13 protein-coding genes are annotated in these 20,071 nt (G+C 67.5%); 7 read left to right on the forward strand and 6 right to left on the reverse strand.

Translation table 11 applies throughout. The features are described 5' to 3' along the window. The 4 genes from VJ655_RS16480 to VJ655_RS16495 form a co-directional block, all read right to left on the reverse strand. A partial coding sequence (locus tag VJ655_RS16480) for a tannase/feruloyl esterase family alpha/beta hydrolase (protein WP_324112941.1) occupies window positions 1–1,053 on the reverse strand: 1,053 nt, incomplete at its 3' end. Between the two features lie 70 nt (window positions 1,054–1,123). After that, window positions 1,124–1,993 carry a 3-hydroxyacyl-CoA dehydrogenase family protein gene (locus tag VJ655_RS16485; protein WP_324112943.1) on the reverse strand — a complete coding sequence of 290 codons (870 nt, stop codon included), beginning with the start codon at window positions 1,991–1,993 and terminating at the stop codon, window positions 1,124–1,126. Continuing rightward, the gene (locus VJ655_RS16490; protein WP_324112945.1) at window positions 1,990–4,038 is read right to left on the reverse strand and encodes an acetoacetate--CoA ligase; all 2,049 of its coding nucleotides are present in this window, start codon (window positions 4,036–4,038) and stop codon (window positions 1,990–1,992) included. Before VJ655_RS16490 ends, VJ655_RS16485 begins: the two co-directional genes overlap by 4 nt. Window positions 4,039–4,159: 121 nt before the next feature. Next, window positions 4,160–5,290 (reverse strand): AraC family transcriptional regulator, encoded by a 1,131-nt coding sequence (locus VJ655_RS16495; RefSeq protein WP_324112947.1) that lies wholly within the window; start codon window positions 5,288–5,290, stop codon window positions 4,160–4,162. A gap of 347 nt (window positions 5,291–5,637) precedes the next feature. Here VJ655_RS16495 and VJ655_RS16500 point away from each other — a divergent pair, with 347 nt between their 5' ends. The 7 genes from VJ655_RS16500 (at window position 5,638) to VJ655_RS16530 (ending at window position 16,617) form a co-directional block, all read left to right on the forward strand. Continuing rightward, complete coding sequence (locus VJ655_RS16500) at window positions 5,638–8,226, forward strand: TonB-dependent receptor plug domain-containing protein (protein ID WP_324112949.1); 2,589 nt, start codon at window positions 5,638–5,640, stop codon at window positions 8,224–8,226. Between the two features lie 130 nt (window positions 8,227–8,356). Further along, window positions 8,357–9,664, forward strand: a complete 1,308-nt coding sequence (locus VJ655_RS16505; protein ID WP_324112951.1) for an MFS transporter — start codon at window positions 8,357–8,359, stop codon at window positions 9,662–9,664. After that, window positions 9,661–11,325, forward strand: coding sequence for a carboxylesterase/lipase family protein (locus VJ655_RS16510; protein WP_324112953.1), 1,665 nt, complete (start codon window positions 9,661–9,663; stop codon window positions 11,323–11,325). Before VJ655_RS16505 ends, VJ655_RS16510 begins: the two co-directional genes overlap by 4 nt. A 613-nt stretch (window positions 11,326–11,938) precedes the next feature. After that, on the forward strand, window positions 11,939–13,360 hold the full coding sequence (locus VJ655_RS16515) for an efflux transporter outer membrane subunit (protein ID WP_324112955.1): 1,422 nt from the start codon (window positions 11,939–11,941) through the stop codon (window positions 13,358–13,360). Between the two features lie 16 nt (window positions 13,361–13,376). Then, a complete protein-coding gene (locus tag VJ655_RS16520; RefSeq protein ID WP_324112957.1) occupies window positions 13,377–14,690 on the forward strand; it encodes an efflux RND transporter periplasmic adaptor subunit in 1,314 nt (437 codons plus the stop codon). After that, a complete protein-coding gene (locus VJ655_RS16525; RefSeq protein ID WP_324112959.1) occupies window positions 14,687–15,403 on the forward strand; it encodes an ABC transporter ATP-binding protein in 717 nt (238 codons plus the stop codon). Before VJ655_RS16520 ends, VJ655_RS16525 begins: the two co-directional genes overlap by 4 nt. Further along, the gene (locus VJ655_RS16530; protein WP_324112961.1) at window positions 15,400–16,617 is read left to right on the forward strand and encodes an ABC transporter permease; all 1,218 of its coding nucleotides are present in this window, start codon (window positions 15,400–15,402) and stop codon (window positions 16,615–16,617) included. The genes VJ655_RS16525 and VJ655_RS16530 overlap by 4 nt, the downstream gene beginning before the upstream one ends. Before the next feature lie 195 nt (window positions 16,618–16,812). On the opposite strand, the gene VJ655_RS16535 is transcribed toward VJ655_RS16530, so the two are convergent. Further along, entirely contained in the window at window positions 16,813–17,568 is a 756-nt protein-coding gene (locus VJ655_RS16535) for a DeoR/GlpR family DNA-binding transcription regulator (protein WP_324112963.1), read from the reverse strand. Between the two features lie 132 nt (window positions 17,569–17,700). Beyond that, a partial coding sequence (locus VJ655_RS16540) for a TonB-dependent receptor (RefSeq protein ID WP_324112965.1) occupies window positions 17,701–20,071 on the reverse strand: 2,371 nt, incomplete at its 5' end.

Here is a 20,071-nt window from a genome sequence, read left to right on the forward strand (position 1 = left end):
CGGCTGCGCCTTCGGTCGCGACTGCAGAAAATCCCAGCCAAAGTGGCCCGGCGCTTCGCTGCCCTTGGGCCACCCGAAAAACCGCGCGCGGCCGGCCTGATCGGTGGGCCCCGAATAGAAAGCGCGGACTGTCGAGACCTCGGCCTGGGTCAGGCAGTTGGCGCCGTCCCCGTTCTTGCACAGCAGTTCAGCCGGATCGAACCGGCAGGCGCGCGGGTCGCCGACGAACGGGTCGCTCGCCACACCGCTACCGCTACCCGCGCAGCGCGCCAGGACCGCGGTGTTGAGGGTCTGGAGCTTGGCGTCCGAAAGGTGGCCGCTGGGCCCCAGATTGGCCGCCAGATCGTTCCACAGGACTGCCGCGTGCCCCCAGGTGCGATTAATGACCGGCGCTCCGACCAGCACGCCGTCGTAGTCCTCGGGATAGTAGAGCGCCTCGATCAGGCCCTGCTGTCCGCCGGTGGAGCATCCGGTGTAGAAGGCCCGCGCGGGCTTGACGCCGTAGTACGCCTCCGCGATCGCCTTGCCGGTCACGGTCATCACGTGTGTCGAAAGCCGCCCCCAATCGCGCCACTTGCGCGGGTGGCCTATCAGGGCGTCGCCGTCGAGCGGCGTCGCCGGGGAGGTTCCCGTATCGGTCACGGCGCTAACGTAACCGCGGCGCACGCCCACCTCCATGGCGCCGTACCCGGCGGCGAGCACGCCCCCGAAGCCGCCGTTACCGTTGCCGTGGAAGACGCCCCGCCAGTGGGTCAGCGGCAGCCACACCTCCACCCCGATATCGGAGTCCGGCGCCCGCCGCACCGAAGCCACCACGCGGCAGAAGGCCGGGGTATCGGCCGAGAGCTTGAGGCCTGCCATGCCGCCGCCCGGAACCGTCACCGCGCTCTTGATCAACGTATTCGGCAGCTTCAGGGCGGAGAGCGCCTCGCACGACGACGCCCAGCTTTGCGACGCCACGCCCCATGCCATCGCGGCGGCCGCGAAGCCGAGACACCGCCGAAGGACCGTGAGAAGGCGTTCGGCCAAATCACGAGGTTGCGTGTTGAACATCACACTCTCCCCTATCGAGATGCGAATAGCGGGCTGGCGCTCACACGCCGCAGCAGGCGCGCCGCCAACCTCATTGTTCAGCCTTGGGCGCGCCTTCGATCGAGCTCCGCGTCCAGCCCCGCCGGCCCGCGCCGACGAAGCCGGCCGCCACGCGCTGCTTCAGCAAAGCCGGCGGGCGAAAGCGCTCCCCGTAGGCGTCGTGCATGATCTGCTGGACCTGCAGGCACAGGCCCGACGACACCGCGTCCATCAGGGCGAACGGCCCGATCGGATGGCCCAGCCCCAGACGGCAGGCCGTGTCGAGGTCCTCGGGCGTGGCTACGCCCTCCTCGACTAACTTGACCGCCTCGATTAGCATCGCGTGCAGTAGACGGTTGACCGCGAAGCCGGCGACGTCCTTGACCACGATCGGCGCCTTGCCGATCCGCTGGAGAATCTCGATAACCCGAGCGGAGGTCGCCGGGGCGGTGTCGAAACTTGAGATGACTTCGACAAGCGCCATTCGCGAGACGGGCGAAAAGAAATGCGCCCCGACGAACGCCGGACGGCGTGCGGGCGCGAGCGCCGCGCTCAGGGTGGAGATGGGCAGGGTCGAGGTGTTCGAGGTCAGTATGCAGCCGGGCTTGCAGATTGCGTCGAGCGCCCCGAGGACCGCCTGCTTGACGTCCAGCGCCTCGAACACCGCCTCACTGACCAGGTCGCATTCGGAAAGCTGGTCGATGGCGGCGACTGGGGTGATCCGCGCCAACGCCTCGTCCTTGTCCGACGCGGCGTACATCCCGCGCGCCACGCCCTTGTCCAACAGCGCGGTCTGGCGGTCGATCGCGCGCCGCAGGACGGCGGCATCGCGATCATGGAGCAGCACCTCGAACCCGCCCAGGGCGAAGACGAGCGCGATTTCGCCGCCCATCAGCCCGGCCCCGACGACACCGATCTTCATGGCCGTTCCTCCTTGCGGGTCGCCTGCTCCACGTACCAGGGGACGAGTTCCGGATTGGCGATGGTGTCGCGGTTGATCACCTTGGCGACGGGCCAGCCCTGGAACAGGCGCTTAACGGGGAGCTCCAGCTTCTTGCCCGACAGGGTGCGCGGAATGCCCGGCGCCTCGATGAACCTGTCCGGAATGAAGCGCGGCGAGAGGCTGGCGCGGATGGCCTCGCCCAGGCGAGTCGTTATGTCGGCGTCCAGCCGGCGGCCGGCGACGGGCGTCACGAACATCAGGAGTTGACTGCCGCCGCGATCGTCCTCGATATCCACGACCATCGTGTCGGCGACGTCGGGCAGGCCCTCCACCGCCGCGTAGATCTCCGCCGTGCCCATGCGCAGCCCATGCCGGTTGATCGTCGCATCACTGCGCCCGCTGATCGAGCAGCTGCCGTCGGTCTCGATGCGCAGCCAGTCACCGTGCCGCCAGACACCCGGCCAGATGGCGAAATAGGAGGATCGGTAGCGGCCGCCGTCCGCATCGCCCCAGAAATAGAGCGGCATGCTCGGGAAGGGCTGGGTGCAGACCAGCTCGCCCACCTCGCCGATCACGGATTGGCCTTCCTCGTTCCAGGCCTCGACGGCGGCGCCGAGGTGGCGGCATTGCAGCCGGCCAGGCGCGGCGGGCAGTTCGCGATGGCCCGTCAGAAACGCGGCGGCGATATCGGTGCCGCCGCTGATGTTGCACCACCAGATATACGCGCGCCCAAGGCGGGCGAACTGATCGGTTCCCCAGAGCTGGACATCGGCGGGCAAGGGTGAGCCGGTGCTACCCAAGGCCCGGATCGCGCGGAGCGCCGGCCGATCGGCCAGGGCGACGCCGGCCTTCTGGCAACTGCTGTAGAACGCCGCGCCGGCGCCGAACCAGGTCACGCCCCGGCGCTCGGCGAAGTCCCAGAGCACGCTCCAGTCCGGCCGCGCCTTGGAGCCGCTGGGCGAGCCGTCGAACAGACAGATCGTCGTGCCGCTCATCAGCCCGCCAACCTGCTGGTTCCACATCACCCAGCCCGTGGCGCTGTACCAGTGGAAACGCTCGCCGAACGAGTTGCGGGCGTAGCTAGGGCCAAGGTCCAGATGCATGTTGCCGACGATAGTCGTGACGATGACCCCGCCGTGCCCGTGGACGATGGCCTTGGGCAGGCCCGTTGTGCCGCTGGAATAGAGGATCCATAGCGGATGATCGAACGGCAGCGGCTCGGGCTCGAACGCGGCGACCTCTTCGTCCCGCCGGGCCATCGCCGTCGTCAGGTCCACGGCGTCGACGATGCGCGACGGGCTGTGCCCGGTGTCGAGCACGAACAGCGCCGACACGGTGGGCAGAGCCGCGCTGATCTCCAGGACCGTGGCGACGCGGTCCATCGCCTTGCCGCCATAGAAGACGCCATCGACGGCGATCAGGACCTTGGGCGAAGCCTGTCGCAGGCGGTCCAGCACGGCCGGCGCGCCCATATCGGGGGAACACAAGGTCCACACGGCGCCGAGACTGGCGCAGGCGAGGAAAGCGACAACGGCTTCGGGGATGTTGGGCAGATAGGCCGCCACCCTGTCCCCGCGCGCCACGCCGTTGCGACGCAGTTCCAGGGCCAGGGAGGCGCTGCGCTCGCGCAGCGTCCGCCAGCTGATCTCGACGCTCCGCCCCTGCTCGTCCTCCGCGACGATCGCCGGCTGACCGGCGGCGTCGGCCATCTCGACGTGACGAAAGACCTCGCGGGCATAGTTGACCTGGGCGCCGTCGAACCAGGTCGCGTCCGGCATCTCGCCCTTCACCACAGCCGTGAAGGACGTAGGCGATTGGACGCCATGATAATCCCAGATGCTTCGCCAGAACGCCGCCAGATCGGTCGTCGACCAACGCCACATCGCCTCATGGTCGGCGAACCGCAGGCCGCGTTCGCGCTCGAGCCACTCGCGATAGAGGCGGATCTGCGGGATGGGGGGGAGCTCCGCCCCGTCAGTCGACGCTGCGTTATCAAGGCTCGCGCCACTAGTGTCCTGGCTCATTCCCTCCCCACCTTCTCGCGTCGCAGTGGCTTTCCACCGTCGGAAGTTCGGGGAAACTGACACTCGCCAGGAGGAAGAACATGGCGAGACTGACAAAACGATTTGCCGGAAGTGACCGGTCCTAGGCGATACGCCGCGTCTTGAGCAGGGCCGTGGCGGCGGCGACCTTGGCCGCGTCATTGGCATAGGCCGCGCGGTAGGCCGACGGCGCCATGCCCGCCCAGGCGAAGAAATTCCGCGAGAAGCTTCCCGGCTCGCTGAACCCGAGCGCGAAACCGATCGCCGTGACCGGCGTATCGCTGCCTAGCAGATAGGCGCTCGCCAACTCGCCGCGCAGGCGGGTCCTGATATCCAGGAAGCTTTCGCCCTCAAGTGCGAGGTCGTGCCGAAGGCGCCTCGGGCGGGTCCGCAGGCGCGCCGCCACCACCTCGATCGGCGCCGACCACAGGCCGGCCTTCTGCAGTTCGATCAGCACCTGCTGGGTGCGTTCGCGCCAGCTGGGTTCGCCGGCCGGCGCGGCGAACCAGTCCGGCGCGCTGGCGTAGTAGTCGTCGTATTCCTGGATCGACCCATGAACCAGCCGGACGGTCAGGTCGCTGAAGTCATAGCTGAGAGCATCGAGCGGCGCTTCGAAGCGCACGGGGCAGCTGAATAGTGCGAAGCGATCGAAGCCGTTGCGCTGCAGGGGCCGTGGCGCGCGCACGGACACCTCACGCAGGGCCAGCGGACGCCCGATCAGCCAGCTGAAGAGGTGATAGATCCACACAAAGCGGATCCAGACCAGGATGTCCCGGTCCACGCCGGGCACGGTGTGGTACTTGCAGATGTGCTGCAGCCCCGCGCCGTGCTCCTCGACGATGCCCGGCCCGACATCCGTCGACATCGCGTTGGTGAACCGGATGCTGACCCGCAAGGCCTCGCCGAAGGTCGCGCAGTTCAGGAACGACAGCAGTCGCTCGGTCTCAAGCGCCATCCGGCACTCTTGCGCCATGAAGCCCAGATAGACGTCGTCCAGGGAGAACTGGATCTCACGCACCAAGCGCACGAGCGAAGGGCCGTCGATCGCGGCGTCGGGATTGGCGTAGACGCCTGGGTCGATCAGCGCCCGACGCAGAATGACGTCCGGCTCCTTGCCCTTCAGGACGGCCCCGCCCAGCAGAGCCGCCACCGCCTCGCCGTCCAGGCCGTGTTCCAGCGTTCTATCCTTCCCCGTCAGACGGCGTCGTTCTTGAGGCGCTCGCCCCGCTTTCATCGCACGGTCGCCAAGCCCGTCAAGGCGCGTCGCGAGTTGGTCACTTGTGTCAAATCACGGTGTCATCCGCGCTATGGCCAACCCCTTGCCCCTTCGACATCGATAGTCAGCCGTCCCGCGCTCAGCCCGCGCGTGGCAGCTACGCCACGGGAACGGCGAGGCGTCTCAGGCGCCGGCCAAGGCTGGGGCCTGAGACCATCGTCGAAGCGAAAATGGACACTCCCGGCAACAGGGAGAATGCGGCCGCCGCCCAGCAGAGCCGCATCACATAAGGGAGGGATACCTTGGGAAATTCTTCTACCGGCAGAATCCGTCTTGGTCGGACCAGCGCATCGGCGCTGGCGCTCATGCTGCTCGCTCCGGGCGTCGCCGGGGCCCAGGCCGCGCAGGACGCCCCGGAGGTGGTCTCCGAGGTCGTCGTGACCGGCACGAGCATTCGGGGCGTGCCGCCCACCGGCTCGAACCTGATCAGCGTCTCGCGCAACGACATCAAGGCCGTCGGTGCGAACACGACGCCGGAGTTGCTGGCCAGCGTCCCGCAACTGAACAGCTTCAACACCGCGCCCCGGGCCGCCAACGGCGGGGCCGGCGCCTTCGCGCCGGGGCTGCGCAGCCTGCCGGCCAGCGCGACCCTGCCGCTGATGAACGGTCACCGGCTGGTCGCGGGCGGCACGAACCAGACCAATCCGGACTTCCCGTTCCTGCCCGACCTGGCCATCGAACGCGTCGAGATCGTCGCGGACGGCGCCTCGGCGATCTATGGCTCGGACGCGGTCGCGGGCGTGGTCAACTTCATCACGCGCAAGCGCTATTCCGGCTTCGACGCGTCGGTCCGCTACGGGATGGCCGACGACTATCACACCTTCAGCGCCAGCGGCCTCTTCGGCAAGTCGTGGGCGAGCGGGTCCATCGTTGGCGCCTACCAATATGCCGAGAACGGCAACATCGTCGGCGGCGACCGCGACTATCGCATCGTCGACCTCCGTCCCTACGGCGGCGTCGACACCCGCACCACGGTCTGCCCGACCGCGAACGTGCGGGTGAACACCACCGCCTATGCGGTCAACTACGCCGCGCCCGGTCTTGTCGCCAACACCACCAACTTTTGCGACAATGGCGCGGTCACGGACCTTGTCCCGAAATCACGGCTGCATAGCGCCTATCTTTCGGCCCAGCAGGAGCTGAGCGACAGCGTCACCCTATGGAGCGAGCTGCTCTATTCCGATCGCAAGGACACGGTCCGGGCGCCGCCGCCCGCCGGCGCGGGGGCCTCGGGCGGGGTGATCCTCAACAACCTGCCCGGCTTCTCCAACCCGTTCTTCAAGACCCCTCCGGGCACGGGCGCCACGACGGAATTCGTCCAGTTCCGGACGGACAACCTCTATGGCGCCGACCATATCGACAACGTTTTCCGCGTCCGCGCCGGCAACTCGTCCGCGGGCGTCGACGCCAAGCTGTCTCGCGATCTGAAGCTGAGCGTCTACGGCACCTACGACTGGGCCAGGAACGACGCGTACCTGCCCGCGATCAATCCGGCCGCGCTGGACGCCGCGGCGAACGGAACCACGACCGCGACCGCTCTGGATCCCTTCGGTAGCGGCACCTCGCCCCCGGTCGCGGCCAAGATCACCGATTACGCCGGCGATCTCGTCATCCACCAGAAGACCTATCTGGGCGCGGCCAAGATCGACGGTCCCCTGGCCGAGTTGCCGGGTGGTCAGTTGAAGATCGCCGTGGGCGCCGAGTACCGCCACGAGACGTTCCAGCAGCGAGGGCTCTACGGCGGTCAGCCCGTGCCCGAGAACCTGACCCGCAACATCGGGTCGGTCTATGGCGAGCTGTTCATTCCGATCGTCGGCGCCGGCAACGAAGCGCCGTTCATGCGCAGCCTGGCCCTGTCGCTGTCGGGCCGCTACGATCACTACAACGACTTCGGCTCGACCAAGAATCCGAAGGTCGGGGTTACCTGGGAGCCGGTCAGCGGCTTGACGCTTCGCGGCACCTACGGCCGCTCGTTCAGGGCCCCCGGCCTGCGCGACGTGGGGGCCACGGTCGGCGCCTACTACTACAACGCCGCCGCCATCGCCGGCAGCACCTTCCGCGACCCGCTGCGGGGCGCCGCCCAGGTCGACACCGTGTTCCTGCTGGGCGGCAATCGCGGCCTGCAGCCGGAAAAGGCCAAGACCTACTCGTTCGGCGTAGACCTGCGTCTGGCGGTCATGCCCAATTTCCGAGGCAGCATCACCTATTACGATATCCGCTACACCAATGTGATCGGGACGCCGGGCGGCGCCATCGCCTTCACCGACCCCACCTTCGCCTCGGTCGTCTTCCGCAATCCCACGGCTGCTCAGCTGTCGAGCCTTCTGGCCATCGCCGTGCCGGTCAATTTCGCGGCGGGAGCCCTTCCCCCGATCGGCAACCTGCTCGATTTCCGGCAAGGCAATTTCGGCGTGCGGAAGACGGACGGCCTGGACGTCGATCTGGGATACCGCCAGCCGACCCGCTTCGGCGCGCTCTATGCCGGCCTTGCCGCCAACTACATCCTCCACTTCGAAACCCAGCTCTCGCCGACGGCGCCGATCTCGAACAGTCTGCTGCTCGGCGTGCCCAAGGCGACGGCGCGCGGCACGCTCGGGGCTCAGAGGGGGCGGTTCAACCTTGTCGGCTTCGTCAACTATCGCGCGGGCGTGCGAAGCCAGTACGCCACCCCCACCGGCGTCGCGGGCTATCACGCCGGCGACTACACGACGGTCGATCTGCGCGCCTCGATGATGCTGCCCGATACCGGCCTGACAAAGGGAACCGAGCTGGGCCTGCAGGTGAACGACATATTCGACCAGAAGCCGCCGTTCTTCCCGGCCTCCGATGGGATCGGCGGCGCCTATAACCCCATCGGCCGCTACGTGGCGCTGAACCTACGCAAGCACTTCTGATCGCGCGCGTCGTCGCCACGAGGTCGCCCGCCCGTCCTTTCCTCCCAGGCGGCGGGCGACCGACAATAATCCTGGGATGAGAAGCCGAGCGCCGACGGGCGTTCATGTATCCGCAGAGGCAAGCTTAGACATGGACTCCGAAGAAACGAGACAGCCGCCTTCGAGGCGGGTCGTCGCTCGGATCACCCTGGCGATCCTGTGCTTCGTCTACGTACTCAACTTCCTCGACCGCCAGCTGATCTCGATCCTGGCCAAGCCCATCCAGGACGGCCTGAAGATCACCGATGGGCAGCTGGGCATGATCACCGGCTTCTATTTCGCCCTCTTCTACTGCTTCATCGCCATCCCCGTCGGCTGGCTGGCCGACCGCACCAGTCGCGTGAAGGTCCTGGCGCTGGCCTGCGCGCTCTGGAGCGCCGCCACGGCGGCCTGCGGCATGGTCGGCAATTACGGACAGCTCGTCGTCGCCCGCATGCTGGTCGGCGTTGGCGAGGCGGGCGGCGTGCCCCCATCCTACGCCATCATCTCCGACTCCTTCCCGCGCGAGCGGCGGACCACGGCCATGGCGATCTTCAACCTCGGCCCGCCGCTGGGCTCGGCGCTGGGCGTGGCCTTCGGCGCGGCCTTGGCTTCGGCCTCCAGCTGGCGCATTCCCTTCTACGTCATCGGCGGCGTCGGCGTGATCACAGCTCTCGTGGTGTATCTGGTCGTCCGCGAGCCCCTACGCGGCCAGATGGATGGTCCGGCCGCCCCGCCCACGAAGGGCGCTCCATCAGCGAGCCTCTTCGCGATGATCGCGCAGTTCTTCGGCAACCCTTTGCTGGCCATGGTGTCGCTAGCCAGCGGGGCCGGCAACTTCATCACCTACGGCGTGCTGAATTTCGCGACGCTGTTCCTAATGCGCGAGAAGGGCATGCGCCTAGGCGATGTCGCACTCTGGTACGCCCTGGTCGTGGGACTCGGCATGGGCGCAGGCATCTACGCCTCGGGACGGATCGTCGACCACTTCGCAGCCCGAAGCAAAACGGCCTATGCGACAATCCCTGCCGCCTCGCTGTTGCTCGCCCTGCCCTTCTTCCTGGTCTTCGTCTGGGCGCCAACTTGGCAGGTGGCCCTGTTGTTCCTGTGCTTCCCGATGTTCCTGAATTCGTTCTTCCTGTCGGCGACCGTCACGTTCGTCCAGGGCGAGGCGCCGCCGGAACAGCGCGTGATCTCCGGCGCCTTGCTGCTGCTCGTAATGAACCTGATCGGCCTGGGCCTGGGGCCGACCTATGTCGGCGCGCTCAGCGACCTCTTCCGGCCCACCCACGGCGCTCACGCCCTGCAGGCGGCCTATTACGCCCTCGCCCCCGTGTACCTGGTCGGCGCGGCCCTGTTTCTGATCCTCGCGCGCCTGATCCGTCGCAGGGAACGCGCTTTCGAAGGAAGACTGCGATGAAAGGTTTCAAGCACCTGGCGGCCGTCGCCCTCGGTGCGTTCGTCACGGCATGGATCGGGGTTCCGGCCTCCGCGACACCCGCGGGGGCTCCGGTCGTGAACGCGCCCGCGGGCTCGATCATAGGTGTGCGCGTGGGCGACGCCGAGGTGTTCCAGGCGATCCCGTACGCCCTGCCGCCGGTCGGTGACCGCCGCTGGCGGCCTCCAGCGCCGATGCCGCCCTGGACGGGCGTCCGCAAGGCCCAGGTCATGGGCGTGGCCTGCATGCAGCCGCCCATGGCGGCGGGTCCTTACGACCGCGGCGAGACACCGATGTCCGAGGACTGCCTGACGCTGGACGTGACCGCCCCGGTCAAGGCGCGCAAGGCGCCGGTGATGGTGTGGATCCACGGCGGAACCCTGATCTGGGGCTCCGGTCATTCGCCGATGTATTCGGGCCAAGCCTTCGCCAAGCGCGGCGTGGTGCTGGTCTCGATCAACTATCGGCTGGGCGTGCTCGGCTATCTGGCGCATCCCGAACTGAGCAAGGAGTCGTCCGACGACACCTCCGGCAACTACGGACTGCTCGATCAGATCCAGGCCCTGCATTGGGTGCGCGAGAACATCGCCGCCTTCGGAGGCGATCCGTCCAATGTGACGATCTTCGGAGAGTCCGCCGGCGCGCTCAGCGTCGAATATCTGCTGGCCTCGCCCAAAGCCCGCGGCGCCTTCGACAAGGCGATCGTCCAAAGCGGCTATCTGTTCACTACGCCCGAACTGCGCACCCGGCGGGGAGAGGAGTATGCGGCGGAGGACATCGGCCTGTGGCTGGCGAGCCAACTGAAGGCGCCCAGCCTCGCGGCGTTGCGGGCGTTGGACGCGCGCGAACTCGTCGACGCCACCGCCAAGACCGGATACGTCCCCTATGGCACCATCGACGGCAAGGTGCTGAAGCGCCAGCTGGTCGACACCTTCGATCACGGTGAGCAGGCCCCCGTACCGCTGATCTCGGGCTTCAATAGCGGCGAGATCCGCAGCCTTCGTTTCCTCGCCCCGCCCGTTCCGGCGAGCCCCGCGGCCTACATCGACATCATCAAGAACCGCTACGGCGACCTAGCCGACGACTATCTCCGTCTCTATCCGGCGACCAACGATCTCGCCCAAAACGGGCTCGACAGCACGCGCGACGCCGTCTTCGGCTGGACGTCCGAACGCCTGGTGCGCAAGCAGGCCGCCCTGGGTCAACCGGCGTTCCTCTACTATTTCAGTCACAGCTATCCGAGTGCGGACGCCGCCGGCCTGGCAGCCTTCCACGCCAGCGAAGTGCCAGTCGTCTTCGGCACGATCGCCGCCACGCCGCCATCCTGGCCCGCCATTCCGGACACGGCGACCGAGCGAAATCTCTCCAACGCCATGCTGAACTATTGGACCAACTTCGCACGCAAGGGACGACCCACCTCGCGAGGCGGTCCGGCTTGGGACGCCTTCGGTTCGACCGGCGCCTTCATGGCTTTCGCCGACCGCCCGCGTGCGGCGACCCGGTTCATGCCCGGCATGTACGACCTGCACGAGCGATTGATGTGCCGCCGACGGGCGGACGGCCGCCAGTCCTGGACTTGGCGTACTGGAAGCAGCGCGCCGCAGACGCCCGCGAAGACCGAAAGCTGCTCTTCGCCGCCGTGAACCTATCCACAGCCGCGCCACGTGCTGATCACCGATGAGCGGACCTTTCCAAGGTCGCCTAAGAGTCAGAATCTGCGGTTCTGCTCCTTCGTTAACGCAGAGGCGAAGATGTTACGCAGCTAGGTGAAGGGGATATTGGTCGCGGCGATCCGTCGGCGAAGGGGCAAGCGACGCTTAGGATTTGCTGGCCAGCTACAACTAGAGAACGCAGGCCCGCGGCCGGCGAAGCGTCGCCGTCCAACCCCGAGGTCCGCTCGGTCGCCGTCAGGACGCGGCCCGCCCGCGCTCCTCGCCCATCCGAGGCGTAACCGCGGATGACTCCGACGACACAGGATGGAACATCCCGTCAGGCAACGCCCAACTTCGGCCCGTCGGCGACGGCATAGTTTGGCCATGACGGGGACACGTTGGCGGCGTCGGGGCCGCGGCAGGGTGGTAATTTGTCTGCGATGCTTGCGAAGGCCACGCCGGATGGGTGCCGCGACCTCGCCGGGACGGTGGGGACCCGCCCTTCGGGCGTCCTCTCTGTCTTGCGCCACATCAATGCGGCGACCCGGCGGGTTCGGCAGACGATTCTCTGGGCCGTGTCGCGGCGCCAAAGAGGGAAGGACGATTGAGCCGCTATGCTCCCATATCGCTGGCCGCCAGCTGTTCAGCGGTCCTGCTCGCCGGTTGCGCGGTCGGTCCCGACTACCGCTCGCCGACAATCGCTCAGCTGAACATTCCCGAGCGGTTCGCGGCGTCGACGGGTCAATCGGCGGGCGCCGAGGTTGATCTGGCGCTGTGGTGGCGGGCGTTTGACGATCCGACGCTATCGGAGCTGGTGGACCGCGGCCTGAGGGCCAATCTCGACATCGACGAGGCAGGATCGCGCGTGCGCAAGGCGCGGGCCGACCTGAGGTCGGCTCGCGGCGCCCTGCTGCCAAGCCTGGACGTCTCCGGCTCGGCGACGCGCGAGGTCGGCGATACGACGTCCGCCAGCCGCGCGAGCTTCCAGACCGGCTTCGACGCCAGTTATGAGGTCGACCTGTTCGGCGGACGGCGCCGGTCGGCGGAGGCGTACCGCGCCACGGCTGAGGGAACCGAGGCGAGCCTGCGATCCGCCCAGCTCACCGTCGCTTCGGAGATCGCCCTCAACTATTTCGACGCGCGGGAGGCCCAGGCCCGGCTGCGCATCGCGCAAGACACCCTCACGGCGCTCGACGACACGGTGGAGATCGTGAGCTGGCGCCTCCAGGCAGGCCTTGTCAGCGCGCTCGACTTGGAGGAGGCGCGCCAGCTGCAAGCGCAGACGGCCGCGACCGTGCCGACGCTGCAAAGCAACTACGGCAAGGCGGCGAACCGCCTAGCCGTGCTCCTAGGCGCGGCGCCTGGATCGGTCACCGCCCTGCTGGAGCCGGCGCGCGACGCGCCCGCCGCGCCCAAGGCGCAGGCGAGCGCCATACCCGCCGACGTCGTTCGGCGGCGGCCGGACGTGGCGCTGGCCGAGCGCACCCTCGCCGCCGAGACCGCCCGCATCGGCGTCGAGAAGGCCCAGCTCTATCCGGCCCTCACGCTCAGCGGAGCCTTCAGTGACACCGGCGGCACCCTCGGCAAGGCGACCGACGACCTGGCGGGCGCCCTGGTCGCTGGGATCACCGCGCCGATCTTTCACGGCGGACAAATCCACGCGCAGGTCGAGGCGCAGCGCGCCACGACGGCCGCCGCCCTGGCGTCTTACCGCTCCACGGTGCTCACCGCTCTGGAGGAGGCAGAGAACGCCCTTGTAGGGGTGTCGACCGCCGACCGGCGAGAACGCGCCCTAGCGGCGGCCGAGAGCGCCGCGCAAAGCGCCGCCGAGATCGCGCGCGTCCGCTACCGCTCGGGGTTGATCGATTTCCAGTCGCTGCTCGAATCCGAGCGCACCCTGCTTTCCAGCCGAGACAGCCTGGCGTCGGCCCGCGTGGCGCGCTCGACCTCCGCCGTACAGCTCTACAAGGCCCTTGGCGGCGGCTGGCAGGCCGCGCCTCAGCCGCCGAGCGTCTCCGCCCGCTAGAGGACCCTGAGACCCCATGGACCAGACGCCCGCCTCCAAGCCCGAAGACCGCGCCGCCATCGACCAATTTCTCGGCGGGACGTCGACTTCGCTCCTCCGCCGGCCGATTGCATGGGTGGTGATCTTGGGGGGCGTGGCGCTGCTGCTGGTGGTGGCGTTCCTGCTTCTGCGGGGCGGGGGCGACAAGCCGCAGTACGCGACCGAGGACGTCGTGCGCGCCGACCTGAAGGTCACGGTGTCGGCCACCGGCAATCTCGCGCCGACGAACGAGGTCGAGGTCGGCTCGGAACTCTCGGGCATCGTCAGCAAGGTCAATGTCGACAACAACGACCGCGTCGTTCAAGGTCAGGTGCTCGCTCAACTCGACACCTCGCGGCTGCTCGATACGGTCCACGAAAGCGAGGCCTCCCTGGCCTCGGCCAAGGCCACGGTGGCGCAGAACAAAGCGACGCTGATGGAGGCCGAGTCCAGTCTGACACGGCTGGAGACGGTCAACCGCCTGTCAGGCGGCAAGGCGCCGGCCGCCACAGACCTCGACACCGCGCGCGCCACCAGGGCGCGGGCCGAGGCCAATCTGCAGGCCGCCCACGCCGGGGTCGCCCAGGCGCAGGCCACGCTGTCGTCGAACCGCACCCAGCTTTCCAAGACCTATATCCGCTCGCCGGTGAACGGCGTGGTGTTGTCGCGGGCGGTGGAGCCGGGACAGACCGTGGCCGCCACCCTGAACGCGCCGGTCCTGTTCACCCTGGCCGAGGACCTGTCCAAGATGCAGTTGGAGGTAAAGGTCGACGAGGCCGATGTCGGCCAGGTCAAGGACGGCCAGACGGCGACCTTCCAGGTAGACGCCTATCCAGGCCGCACCTTCAACGCCATCGTCAAGCGCCTGGACATGGGCTCGACCACGACCTCCAGCTCGAGCGGGTCGGGACAGGTGGTGGCCTATACGGCCGTCCTCACCGCCGCCAATGCGGACCTGGCGCTGCGGCCGGGCATGACGGGAACCGCTTCGATTCTGGCCGCCCTCAAGAAGAACGTCTTGCTCGTCCCCAACGCCGCCCTGCGGTTCACCCCGTCGACGACCGAGGCCTCGAGCGGCGGCGGGCTGATGAGCATGCTGCCCCGCGGTCCGCGCCAGCAGCAGAGTTCGAGCGATGTCGCGATCGGTCGCGGCAGTCACCAGACGATCTACGTGCTCACCGAGCACAATCGTCTGCGGGCCATCCCGGTGAAGGCTGGCGATAGCAACGGCCGCCAGATGGAGGTCACGAGCCCTGACCTGAAGGCGGGCATGAAGGTGGTCACCGGCCAGCTCGCTGGAGACACCAAGTGACGGCGGAGCCGATCATCTCGCTGCGGCGGATCACCAAGGCGTTCGGCGAGGGGGATGCGGCGTTCCAGGCGCTGAGGGGGATCGACCTCACGATCAACGCCGGGGACTTCGTGGCGGTCATGGGCCCCTCCGGCTCGGGTAAGTCCACGATGATGAACATCCTGGGCTGCCTCGATACGCCCACCGGCGGCGAATACCTGTTCATGGGACAGCACGTGGAGCGGTTCGACCAGGATCAGAGAGCCCTGCTGCGACGCCGCTATCTGGGCTTCATCTTCCAGGGCTACAATCTGCTGGCGCGCACCAGCGCGCTCGAGAACGTCGAGCTGCCCCTGCTTTACCGCGGCGAGGCGCGCAGCGTCCGCCGCGACATGGCGATGGAGGCTCTGAAGAAGGTCGGTCTGGAGGCCTGGTCCCACCACACACCTTCGGAATTGTCCGGGGGCCAGCAGCAGCGTGTCGCCATCGCGCGCGCCATCGTGGCCAAGCCTCAGGTGCTGCTCGCTGACGAGCCCACCGGCAACCTCGACACCGCCCGCTCGATCGAGATCATGCAGCTACTGGACCGGTTCAACGTGGAATCCGGCATCACCATCGTGATGGTGACGCACGAACCCGACATGGCCGAGTTCGCCCATACGACCGTGCACTTTCGGGACGGCCTGGTGGAGCGCATTGAAGAGAACCAGGCTCGGTCTGGAGCGACGGCATGAACGGCATGCTCTTCACCACCGTGGGATTGGCGGCGCGGGAGATCCGCCGCCACCTCATGCGGTCTTTCCTGACCGTCCTTGGCATCGTCATCGGCGTAGGGTCGGTGATCACCATGGTGACCCTGGGCAACGGGGCGACGGCGGCGGTGCAGGAGCAGATCTCCAGCCTCGGCGCCAACATCCTGCAGATCCGGCCCGGCCAGGGATTCATGCGGGGCGGCGGCGGATCCCAGCCCAAGAACTTCAAGACCGACGATCTGTCCGCGCTGCGCGAACAGGTGTCCGGCGTCATTACCGTATCGCCGCTGGTCCAGGCCTCGGGGCTGGCGGTGCGCAACGCGGCCAACTGGTCGACCACGATCTACGGCACCACGGACGAGTATCTTAGGGCTCAGGCCTGGTCGGTGGCCGAGGGCCGCACCTTCACCGCCGCCGAGGAAAGCGCGGGCAAGACCGTCTGCATCATCGGCTCGACGCTGCGGACCAACCTCTTCCGCACGGACACGGCGGTCGGCGGATCCTTCCGCATTCGCGACCTGTCATGCGAGATCGTGGGGGTCCTGGCCGAGCGCGGCTCCAGCATGGGCCCGGGGGATCAGGACGACGTCGTCATCATGCCGGTGAAGGCAGTACAAAGGCGGATCACGGGAAACCACGACGTCGGCACGATCATCATCTCGGTCGACCCCGCCTATGACTCCAAGACCGTACAGGCGTCGATCCGCTCCCTGATGCGCGAGCGACGGGGGCTTCGGTCCGGCAAGGCCGACGACTTCAACATCTTCGACACCCAGCAGATTTCCGAAGCGCTTCAGAGCACCACGCGCACCTTGACGGCGCTTCTGGGGGCGGTGGCGGCGGTGAGCCTGCTGGTCGGCGGCATCGGCATCATGAACATCATGCTGGTCTCAGTGACCGAGCGGACCCGCGAGATCGGCATTCGGCTGGCCATCGGGGCCCTGGGACGGGACGTGCTGATGCAGTTCCTGGTGGAGGCGGTGGCGCTCGCCAGCCTCGGCGGGCTGCTCGGCCTGGCGCTGGCCCTGATCTCCAGCCTCATCCTGACGCCGATGATGGGGTTGCCGTTCATCTTCAATCCGACCATCAACGCCGTGGCCTTCGCCTTCTCGGCCGCAATCGGCATCGTCTTCGGCTATTTCCCCGCCCGTCGCGCCGCGCAGCTTAACCCGATGGATGCGCTGCGGCACGAGTGATCGGCGCAGTAGCCTCAGCCGGCGTCCTCACCCTTGACCCGGTCCGCCAGTTCCTTGAAGCCGGCCGCAAACACGGGGACCATCCGTCGCTGGACCGTCGCGACGTCGTTGGAGCGTCAATATCGGACATTGATGCGGGCCCGGGAACGGGACTTTCGGATCGCAGAGCACTCGTCGCCGCGGCGACGGCGTTGTTCAGGCGACGACGACCTCGGCGTGGGAGAAGGCGTCCTGGAACGCCGGCGTCAGGGGCTCGTCAGTCACCAGGATGTCGACGTCCTTGAGCGCGGCGGTGTGGACCAGGCCGATTCGGCCGAACTTGCCGTGGTCGACCGCCAACAGCACGCGACTGGCCGTCGAATAGGCAATGCGGCTCATGATCGCCTCGCTTGGCGAATGATCCATCAGGCCATGCTCCAAGCTCACGGCGCCGACGGTCAGGATCGACAGGCTGGGCCGGAAGCCCGCCAGGAAGTCCTGGGCGTAACGATCCGAGAAGGCCTGATAGGCGGCGTTCAGCTCGCCGCCCGCCAGGAACAGCGTATGCCCCCGGTCCTTGCGCACGGCCTGGGCCACGGCCAGCGAGTTGGTGATGATCTTCAGCTGACGATGCTCGCCCAGCGCCTTGGCCACGAAACAGGAGGTCGAACCGCTGTCGAGGAACAGGGTGTCGCCGTCGGCGATGAACTTGACCACCGCCTCGGCGATGCGGGTCTTGCCCGCGACGTTCTTCTGCATTCGCAGGTCGAACGGCCCCTCGATCTCTTGCGGCGGGAGGCGGACCGCGCCGTGCAGGCGCACGATCGACCCCGCCTCCTCCATAACCCGCAGTTCGCGCCGGATCGTCTCCTCCGAGACCGACAGCGCCTTGGCGATGTCGGCGATGGCGCGCGTCTGATTGGGCTCCAGCATGTTGAGGATGTCGCGCTGACGATCGTGGCGTTTGAGCATTCTCTGTCCGTCTCCGTCGGCGGCGACTCGCCGACAAGGTCTTCCAAGACACTACCGCTTGAGTCCTGGCGCATGAAGAGCGCCCCCGGCCGCCGGGGGGTTGGTGGAGTGCGGCCGGGGGCGGCGCGATCGCTAGAAGGCGACGCGCAACTGGATCCGCGCATAGCGCGGTGTCTGGTACTCGACCGGCTTGCGGTAGTTGGTGTCCGCCACGCCGCTGCCGCCCACGTCGCCGAACTCGTGATAGGCGGTCGCCGCGTGCGAATTGAACAGGTTGAAGACGTCCAGCCGCAGCGAGGCGTCGAACCGGTCGCCGGGCGTCGGGATGGTCACCACCGCCGAGGCGTTGAACTGGGTGAGCCAGTCGCCCTCGAAGGCCGAGCCGCGCTCGACGACCTTGCCCTGGCAGTAGAAGCCGTAGCCCTGGTAGCCGTAGGCGGTGGGATCGACATCCTTGGGCACGATGCCGATGCAGCTGTACTTGCGCGGCGATTGGACCAGGCCGTTGCCGCCCAGCGTCAGCCAGTCGTTCACCTGGTAGCTGCCATAGGCCTTGAAGGTGTGGCGGCGATGGTTGGGCAGGTAGCCGTCGGCGCCGTTCAGGAAGCCCGGCGAGTCGAAGTCGGCCGTGGTGTTGATCGCCAGCTGGCCGTTCTCCGAGCGCACGCCGCCCTCATAGTTCCCTTTCAGGCTGGCCCAGGTGTACGAGCCCGACACCGACCACTTGCCGTCGAAGGCGCGGTCGAAGGTGGCGGTCAGGGCGTTGTAGTCGCGCTTGGGCTTGGGATAGGTCAGGTCCGCCGCCGACAGGGTGACCACCGGCTTGGAGCCGTCCGGCAGGCTGTTGAGGCGGATCTTCACGTCCTCGCCCGGATTGACGATCACCCACTGGCGGCCGCCGCCGAAGCTGGACTTGCACTGGGCGGCGGTGAAGCCGGCCTTCACGCAGTAGGCGCGCGCGCCGGTGTCGATGGCCACGTCCTCGACGATGCTGTTCAGCTCGCGGTGGGTGAAGTAGGTGCCCACCTTGATCAGGTCGCCGAACCGGCGCTCGTATCCGACCACGAACTCGTCGGCCGACTGCGGCTTCAGATTATGGGCGATCGACTCGGCGGTGTCGGCCACCAAGCCCGAGGCCGAGACCAGGCAGTTCGACACGCCCGTGTCCGGGCAGGCCGACACGCCGTTGGCCGTGGTGATCGCCGCGCCGATAGTCGGGTCGCCATTGGCGCCGACGCCGTTCAGCAGGTTGTAGCGGGTATAGGTAACCAGCGAGCCGGCGAACTTCAGCGACAGATCGCTGGGCAGCGGCAGGTAGTAGCGGCCGAAGAAGCCGTAGAGCTTGGACTTGCCGTCGCCGAAGGGATCGCCCGACACCGACAGGCGCGGCGCCCACTGGTCGCCTGGATCGTAGAAGCTCTTGTTCTCGGCGTTGCGGTTGTCGAAGCGGTCGTTGCGGACGCCCGCCTCGACCTGCAGGCGGTCGTTGAACAGCGACCACTGATCCTGGGCGTAGAACGCCTGGTTGACGGTGCCGAAGCTGCCGCTGTTGCGATAGACGCGGGTGGTCACGTACTCCACGCCGGCCGGCAGGTTGCTCTGGTCCGCACCGTTCGAGCGGTACAGCTTGAAGGCCCCCCGGCCGATCGTCTCGAAGAACTGGGTCGCGGTGTTCTTCTCGTGGTCGTAGCCGATCCGCAGATGGTGGGCCCCGAACAGGTCGAAGTTGAAGTCGGCGTCGGCGCGGTAGAACGTGCGCTTGTCGTCGTTGAACGACTGGGCGTCGGTGACCTTGTTCAGGCCAATGTTCACGCCGGCCGTGTTGGTCCGGTAGTCGACAACCTGCTCATGAGTAGTGTCCAACGGCAGTTGGCCGTCGCGGAACTTGTTGACGCCATAGGCCGCCGACAGGGTGAACCAGGGCGTGAAGGTGCCGGTGTAGCGGCCGATATAATTCTCGCCGCCCGAGCGCTGGTTGGTGCCGCCCGTCTCCGCCCCGACCGTCTTGGTCGCCGGATCGTAGTTCAGGCTGCGATTGCGCACGTCCTTGGTGGTGTCGAAATAGGTGAACTCCAGGTGCTGCTTGCTGGTCAGCCAGCCATCCAGCTTGCCGCCCCAGAACGGCGCGTCGTCGGTGACGCGGGTGGCGTTGGCGCCGGTGGCCTGGGGCGTGAAGGTCTTCAGCTTGCGCTGGTTGTAGAGGCCGTAGAAGAACAGGCGGTCCTTGAGGATCGGCCCGCCCAACTCGGCCACCCACTCCTCGCGCTCGGCCGTGGCGTCCTCATAGTTGTTGCGGAAGGTGTTGGGAGCGTTGTCGCGCAGGTCGCCCGGCTCCCAGGTGGCGGTCACGCCGCCGTGGAAACTGTTCGTGCCCGACTTGGTGATGGCGTTGACGAAGCCGCCGGTCGAACGGCCGAACTCGGCGGGGTAGCCGCCGGTCTTCACTTCCACCGATTTGTAGAAGTCGAACGGCACTTCCACCGGCAGCAGGCCCATGCGGAAG

This window comes from Caulobacter sp. (genome assembly GCF_035254145.1).
In the GTDB taxonomy this organism is placed as follows: Bacteria; Pseudomonadota; Alphaproteobacteria; order Caulobacterales; family Caulobacteraceae; genus Caulobacter.